Below are 4,432 nucleotides of genomic sequence, written 5' to 3' on the forward strand. Positions count from 1 at the left end.
GGATGCCCTTTTTACTAAACTATAGGGTATTTTGCTAGAATTCAAAGTCTAGAATCATTTTACTGGTTTGACCTGCAAACTTATAATTATAGGACCCTTGCAGGCTTTCTAAGTCACCGGTKGCTTTGATGATTGTTGCMGGAGAATCTAGATTTCCTTTATCAAATATTCCTTGCTCTATAGCTGTAAAYGTCCCCCGTTTTCCCTTATAAGTTCCCTCGAAATGCAGAAATCCGGAAATTTTAGMAGTGGCCATGTGACCATCTTCTACATTTGATTCTAGATAATATAATAAATATTCAACAAAAGCTTTTCCTTTTAATTCACCATCAATATCATATTCGACATGGGCAATATTAATAGGGAAATCTTTTTTAKTGTCATCGACTGGCTTTTCATCCCATTTGCTTACTGTAAATGTTACCTCCATACGCGTAAACCTCCCTTCATTATTAGATAAGTARTCTAGCTCMAGTATAYCACCTAAAAAGTACCATCAATAGTGGTATCTCATAGGAGTGTTTTTATTTATTSTTCATTACTAACTTTGTGARGTATTASACTTACAGTAACGGRTGCTTTAGYTAAAGAACATGGGKTGCTTAAGCAACTCTTTTCTTATTGAACTAACGGGGCAGKTTAGTTYAATAAGAAAAATGTTAAATAGTGGGTTGAAAGGTGAGGATTATGTGTGAAGAATTTCCCAAATGAAATTGATTTACTTTCGTTGTTTGAGTGTGAACCTACATTGTTTGATACCACTTCGAAAGACTTTTTTTATAATGAAGCAACATATAAATTTTCTAATGGTGAGGAAGACTTCATTGTTACACTCTCTCCATCTTATAATGAAGTAAAAATACAAGTAACCCAACGAACTTCTAATAAATTGATATCACTCTTAGATTTAAAGCGAGTTGATAAATTTGAAATTACAACAGATAAAAAAGACCTTACAAGTGTACTTTTAAAGATTCAGAATGATGACTTTACACAAACAATTGAAATTGATTTTAAGCCAAAGTTCAAATTGATTTTTAAAGAACATTACACGGAGTAAAAGTATGGTCTTAAACAACTAACGGATGCTTTGGTTAAAGATCATCGGGCTGTTTAAACTGCCCTTTTTCTTATTGAACTAACGGGGCAGTTTAGTTTAAGAAGGAATCCATTCTAAAGTTTTTGTATTCAGGATTATTTTAGTGAAAATCGTTAATTGGTTATTTCCCCATTTATACACTCATACCTTTTAAATAAGGAGATGTGATGTGAAAAATAGAATGCTTAGTGCAGTCGTCTTTGGTTCTCTCTTATTAGTAATAGCATTTTTTATTTATACTCAGGCAGAAGGAACAGAAAAAGAAGATAATATTCCTATTTCGCAATTATCCCAAGAGGAACAAAAAGAATTAGAGGTCTTTCTCGAATCGCTGCAAAAAGAGGGAGGGTTCTTCACTCAAGTCGGAGAAGAATTGAGAAAAGCGGGATATAGCTATCAAACAGCCAGGAATGATTAATTCCAAAGATGATATTAGCCTTATTATTATAATTCCAGATAACGAAGTGGTTACGGAACAAAAAARAGCTGGAGTAAAGAAGATTTATCAAGATATGATTGTAAAATCCAATTTGGACCTAAAGGCATTTAAAATCCAGGTCGGTCATGCTGACGATTTATCTTGGTAAAAGCGATACTCCAACAATGTAAGGATTGTTCAACTAACGGGTGCTTTAGTGAAAGATCATCGGGCTGTTTAAACAGCCCTTTTTCTTATTGAACTAACGGGGCAGGTAAGTTCAATAAGAATTCCATTGAATTCAATAAGAGGGGTTTTGAATATTGAGTAGGTTGAAAATAATTATGGTGACATTTTTGGTAATAGTTCTATTTGTGGTTTTCTTTACCTTTGTAAAAATACAAGACACTAAAGATATTTATGAAAAGAGGGTAACTAATTATCTACTGGATGAAGGTTATGAAAAGAAAGAAATAAAATCCATTGAAGTAATATATGGATTTAAAATGCCAGCATTTTATACCGTTGTAGTTTTTGAAGATGAACCATATGTAAAATATATCTATTATGCACATAATGGAGTTAAACAAATTGAGTATACTCTCACAAATGAGGCAATTGAAAAAGGTATTGATGAAACAAAATTAAAGCATTATGTTCCTTTTGATTATATCGATGAATATAAAAGAGTAGAGTAAGTATGGAAAGATAAAACTGCCTTATTCAACTAACGGGTGCTTTAGTTGAAGAACAGAAGATCGTCAGAGACGGTCTTTTTTGTTTGGCTAAAGCCCCAAGTCAGATTGGATATTTATTCTTGGGACTGGGAAAGCGAAACCGCCAAAAGCCCGTCAAATCAACGATGTATATTCGGTGAACATGAGATGGATCGGTGAAAAGAGGAAGAAGTGAGGGTTGATATGGGTTGTTTAGGTAGTGGTAACTTCCGTGAAGATGTGTTAGGTGTGGTGTGACAACAAAGTACTTTACTAATTTCAAATTAACCTTAATTCAATAATAATAAAGAAAATCTATATGATTATAAATCAAGTTAAGTATAATGAATAGTTGGTTACTAACCTATAACACGGAGGCGTAAAATGATAAAAAAAGTTTGTTTTGCTATATTCTGTTTAATTATTATAGGAACAACATTCTGGATGACGAATCAAAGTAAGAGCGAAGGTTACGTATTTTCATCTGATGAATCAGAAATTTGGGTAATTAAGATCGGTGATGAAGATATTAAAGGAAAAAATCAAGCAGAAATTAAAAATATATTAGAAGATAAAGCTTCTGTATCTCAAGGATCTTTTTATAGAATACCCTTATTCAATCAAGTTGCTAATACAAACTTCAAACAAGGAGATAAGGTGAAAATCTATTGGTATGGAGAAGTTATCCAGACAGCACCGGGTAGGATTGTAAAAACAAGTTTAATTACCAAAATAAAAAATTAAAAGGGATCTATTTAATAATAAACAAAAGGCAGAGCGTTATATAATTTATACATATTTATTATTAAGTGATATTTTATCTCTTTAGGTGTCCATGAAATACAATAATTAAAGTAAATCGACTTAAAGTAAAAAAGGATAAATAAAAAACCATCGATTTTTAAACCTTCAGCAGGAATCAAATATTTTAATAGACAATAAATATCAGTTCTTTAAAGGAGAAATTTTTATGGAATTTACTTGTCCATGTTGTGGCTATAAAACTTTAGAAGAAGAACCACCTGGAACTTTTGAGATATGTGAGATTTGTTATTGGGAAGATGATGATATACAATTCCAAGATCCTGATTTTGAGGGAGGGGCGAATGAAGTTTCTTTAAGACAAGCCCAACAAAACTTCATGAAATTTAGAGCTTGTGATAAGGAAAGTTTAGACGCAGTGAGGATAGCTAAAATCATACAGACATAAAAGATAGAGATTGGAAACCATTGGGATAGTTGCAATACGAGAAGGGAAACTCTTCGATCACATTTCTTCTTCAACTAACGGGTGCTTTACTTCAATAAGGAGTAAAGCATTTTTTCTTCTTCAACTGAAGAGGCAGGTTAGCCGAAGTTAATTATTACTAATTATGAAAATAATAAATATATCTTTATTATCGATTATGTTGTTAATAACAGGGTGTTCAACAGCTACTACTAGTAATGGTACGAATGTAGAAAGTAGCTCAAGTGGTTCATATAAAGCATTACTCTTTGTTAATGGACAGGAATTACAAACAATACGAGAAACAGCTGATGAACAAGGGCTTGTACCAGGGGAACTTATAGGGACTGTTAAAGCTAAAGTTGGGATAGAGGTACCCCCTACAAAGGAACTTACATCAAACTATTTAGAAGAAGGCATTGAAATTTATTCAGTTGAAGGAACTCCAAAAATAGTTCTAGCCAAGAATGAGAATGGAGAGTATCTAGTTTTTGAATAGTTTTTTATTGCACTAACGGGTGCTTTAGTTGAATAAGAAAAAAGAAAAAAGCTAACGTCTGAGAAAAGACGTTAGCTTTCGGTATTTATAGGTATGCTTCGCATGTATCGTTTTAACGCAAATAAGCCACCATTCTTGTAACGCCCAAAACCCTTGATATATAAAGGCTTTAGGCATTTTTTGTTTAGGTGTTAAGGTTATAGAAAGAAGGATTAACGCATATTCTGTGGAACTTATAGAACAAACAGGGCCGGTTAGTTCACCAAATATTGGATTTTCTAATGTAAGATGAGTGGGAAAGTGAAAGGGAGATGTGGAATGGAGTTTATTATAACAATTGGTGTTATTTTGATAGTTATTACATGCCTATCCATAGAAGTTAATATTAAAAAAATAAAGAAATTATTGAACTTTTAAAGCAGTTAGGAGAAAAATAATATCCTTCTTGTTTAATTAACGCAGCAGCTTAAAT

At 32.4% G+C, this 4,432-nt stretch carries 6 protein-coding genes and 1 pseudogene; 6 read left to right on the forward strand and 1 reads right to left on the reverse strand.

The genetic code is table 11. The features are described 5' to 3' along the window. Window positions 1-34: 34 nt before the first annotated feature. Window positions 35-430 (reverse strand): DUF3224 domain-containing protein, encoded by a 396-nt coding sequence (locus AC1DSB_RS14950; RefSeq protein ID WP_477533214.1) that lies wholly within the window; start codon window positions 428-430, stop codon window positions 35-37. Between the two features lie 261 nt (window positions 431-691). Here AC1DSB_RS14950 and AC1DSB_RS14955 point away from each other — a divergent pair, with 261 nt between their 5' ends. The 6 genes and pseudogenes from AC1DSB_RS14955 to AC1DSB_RS14980 all read left to right on the forward strand — a co-directional run bounded on the left by AC1DSB_RS14955 (window position 692) and on the right by AC1DSB_RS14980 (window position 3,960). After that, window positions 692-1,060 carry a hypothetical protein gene (locus tag AC1DSB_RS14955; RefSeq protein ID WP_477533215.1) on the forward strand — a complete coding sequence of 123 codons (369 nt, stop codon included), beginning with the start codon at window positions 692-694 and terminating at the stop codon, window positions 1,058-1,060. Between the two features lie 208 nt (window positions 1,061-1,268). Further along, on the forward strand, window positions 1,269-1,517 hold the full coding sequence (locus tag AC1DSB_RS14960; RefSeq protein WP_477587005.1) for a hypothetical protein: 249 nt from the start codon (window positions 1,269-1,271) through the stop codon (window positions 1,515-1,517). 323 nt (window positions 1,518-1,840) lie between these two features. After that, a complete protein-coding gene (locus AC1DSB_RS14965; protein ID WP_477587006.1) occupies window positions 1,841-2,215 on the forward strand; it encodes a DUF3139 domain-containing protein in 375 nt (124 codons plus the stop codon). A 402-nt stretch (window positions 2,216-2,617) separates the two neighbouring features. Next, a complete protein-coding gene (locus AC1DSB_RS14970; protein ID WP_477587007.1) occupies window positions 2,618-2,977 on the forward strand; it encodes a hypothetical protein in 360 nt (119 codons plus the stop codon). A 226-nt stretch (window positions 2,978-3,203) separates the two neighbouring features. After that, window positions 3,204-3,472 (forward strand): annotated as a pseudogene (locus AC1DSB_RS14975) (CPCC family cysteine-rich protein). A gap of 134 nt (window positions 3,473-3,606) precedes the next feature. Further along, entirely contained in the window at window positions 3,607-3,960 is a 354-nt protein-coding gene (locus AC1DSB_RS14980) for a hypothetical protein (protein ID WP_477532815.1), read from the forward strand. Window positions 3,961-4,432 lie beyond the last annotated feature (472 nt).

Source organism: Paenisporosarcina sp. P4_E4_2 (assembly GCF_056401595.1).

What these genes read in the sequence shown, in the direction of transcription:
- AC1DSB_RS14970 (WP_477587007.1), top strand. Translation starts at nt 2,618, where the DNA reads ATGATAAAAAAAGTTTGTTTTGCTATATTCTGTTTAATTATTATAGGA.
- AC1DSB_RS14980 (WP_477532815.1), top strand. Translation starts at nt 3,607, where the DNA reads ATGAAAATAATAAATATATCTTTATTATCGATTATGTTGTTAATAACA.